At 62.7% G+C, this 2,020-nt stretch carries 2 protein-coding genes and 1 pseudogene; all 3 read left to right on the top strand.

The annotated features are described in order from the left end of the window. Window positions 1–469: extracellular solute-binding protein (locus JHD07_RS38620; RefSeq protein WP_291631780.1), on the top strand; the 469-nt coding region annotated here is incomplete at its 5' end. 166 nt (window positions 470–635) lie between these two features. Next, entirely contained in the window at window positions 636–1,592 is a 957-nt protein-coding gene (locus JHD07_RS38615) for a sugar ABC transporter permease (protein ID WP_291631777.1), read from the top strand. Beyond that, window positions 1,585–2,020 (top strand): annotated as a pseudogene (locus tag JHD07_RS38610) (carbohydrate ABC transporter permease); the annotation flags it as partial. The gene JHD07_RS38615 and the pseudogene JHD07_RS38610, both read left to right, overlap by 8 nt.

The following is a 2,020-nucleotide window of genomic DNA, read 5'->3' as shown; positions in this document are numbered from 1 at the left end:
CGACCCGGCAACCAAGGCGATCGCCGAGGACAGCGAGCATCAGCTGCTGCCCAAGGGTGTCGCCAAGATCTCGCCGATGGCCGGCCTGACGCTCAATGCCATGGTGTTCAAGCACAGCCAGTATCCCAACGCCGCAAAGGCCTTCCTGCAATACATGCTGGAGAAGGACCAGTACGAGCCGTGGCTCAATGCCAACTCCGGCTATTGGTCCCAGCCGCTGGCAGCCTATGCCGAGTCCGCCGTGTGGTCGCAAGATCCCAAGGTGAAGCTGTTCAAGGACACGATGAACAGCACCTATTACGACGGCTACAAGGGCCCGATCTCGACGGCGACGGGTGCCGTCAGCGCAGACTACGTGCTGATCCAGATGTTCGCGGCCGTCGCGACCGGCGCCGCGACGCCGGAGGCCGCCGCCGCGGAAGCCGAGCAGCGCTGCAAGCGGTACTTCCGGCGGCAGGCTGCGAAGTAACGCCCGATAACGCGGCCGTCATTGCGAGGAAAGAAGCGAGGAGGCAATCCAGAATGCAACTGCAAAGACAGACTGGATTGCTTCCGCCTTCGCCAAGGCTTCGGCGGAGAAGTCGCTTCGCTCGCAATGACGGTGTGGTAACAGCCAAGAACAGGACAACGCCCTGATGTCCGTGACCACCCTCTCTTCCCCCGCGCTGGCGCAGCGGCAGCCGAACTGGATCGTGCGCCTGTTCGACTACAAGCCGTTCCTGATCGTGATGTGCCTTGCACCCGCGATTGGGCTTTTGACCGTGTTCCTGACCTATCCGCTCGGGCTCGGCATCTGGCTGGCCTTCACCGACACCACGATCGGCCGGCGGGGTGTCTACATCGGTATTGAGAACTTCCAGTATCTGGTCACCGATCCCCTGTGGTGGAACGCGGTGTTCTACAGCGTGCTCTATACCGGCATTGCGACCTTCGGGAAGTTCGCGCTCGGCTTCTGGCTCGCGCTGCTGCTCAACAACCATTTTCCGTTCAAGAGCCTGCTGCGCGCGATCATCTTGTTGCCCTGGATCGTGCCGACCGTGCTCTCGGCGCTGGCGTTCTGGTGGATCTACGATCCGCAGTTCTCGATCATCTCCTACCTCCTGGTCGACGTGCTGCATTGGCGCGACAGCAATATCGACTTCCTCGGTTCGCCCTGGCCGGCGCGGTTCTCGCTGATCGCCGCCAACATCTGGCGCGGCATTCCCTTCGTCGCGATCTCGCTGCTGGCGGGTCTGCAAACCATCTCCCCCGCGCTCTACGAGGCCGCAATGCTGGACGGGGCCACCGCCTGGCAACGCTTCCGCTACATCACCTTCCCGATGATGATGCCGATCCTCGCCATCGTCATGACCTTCTCGATCATCTTCACCTTCACCGACTTCCAGCTGGTCTACGCCATCACCCGCGGCGGCCCGGTGAACTCCACCCACCTCCTGGCGACGCTGGCGTTCCAGCGCGGCATCGCCGGCGGCGAGCTCGGTGAAGGCGCCGCGATCGCGGTGTCGATGATCCCGTTCCTGGTATTCGCGACGCTGTTTTCCTATTTCGGCCTGGCGCGCCGCAAATGGCAGCAGGGAGAGGCCAATGACTGACACCGTCGTGCAACCGACCGCGAACGCCAAGGCGCCGCCCGACACCATGGCCTGGGATTCCGGGCTGCGGCGGCTGATGATGATCTATCTGCCGCTCGGCTGCTTCGTGCTGATCCTCTTGTTTCCGTTCTACTGGATGGCGATCACCTCGTTCAAGCCGAACGCGGAGCTGATGAACTACAAGGACAACAACCCGTTCTGGATCTCCTCGCCGACGCTCGCCCACATCAAGCACCTGTTGTTCAACACCGCCTATCCGCACTGGCTCAAGACCACGATGCTGGTCGCGATCGGCTCGACCACGCTGTCGCTGGTCGCGAGCACGCTGGCGGCCTACGCCATCGAGCGCCTGCGCTTCCGCGGCAGCCCCTATGTCGGCCTCGGCATCTATCTCGCCTATCTCGTGCCGCCCTCGATCCTGTTCATTC

The organism is Bradyrhizobium sp. (assembly GCF_016462955.1).
Taxonomy (GTDB): domain Bacteria; phylum Pseudomonadota; class Alphaproteobacteria; order Rhizobiales; family Xanthobacteraceae; genus Bradyrhizobium.
The sequence above is the reverse complement of the archived record's forward strand: the minus strand, read 5'-3'. Positions and strand labels throughout refer to the sequence as shown.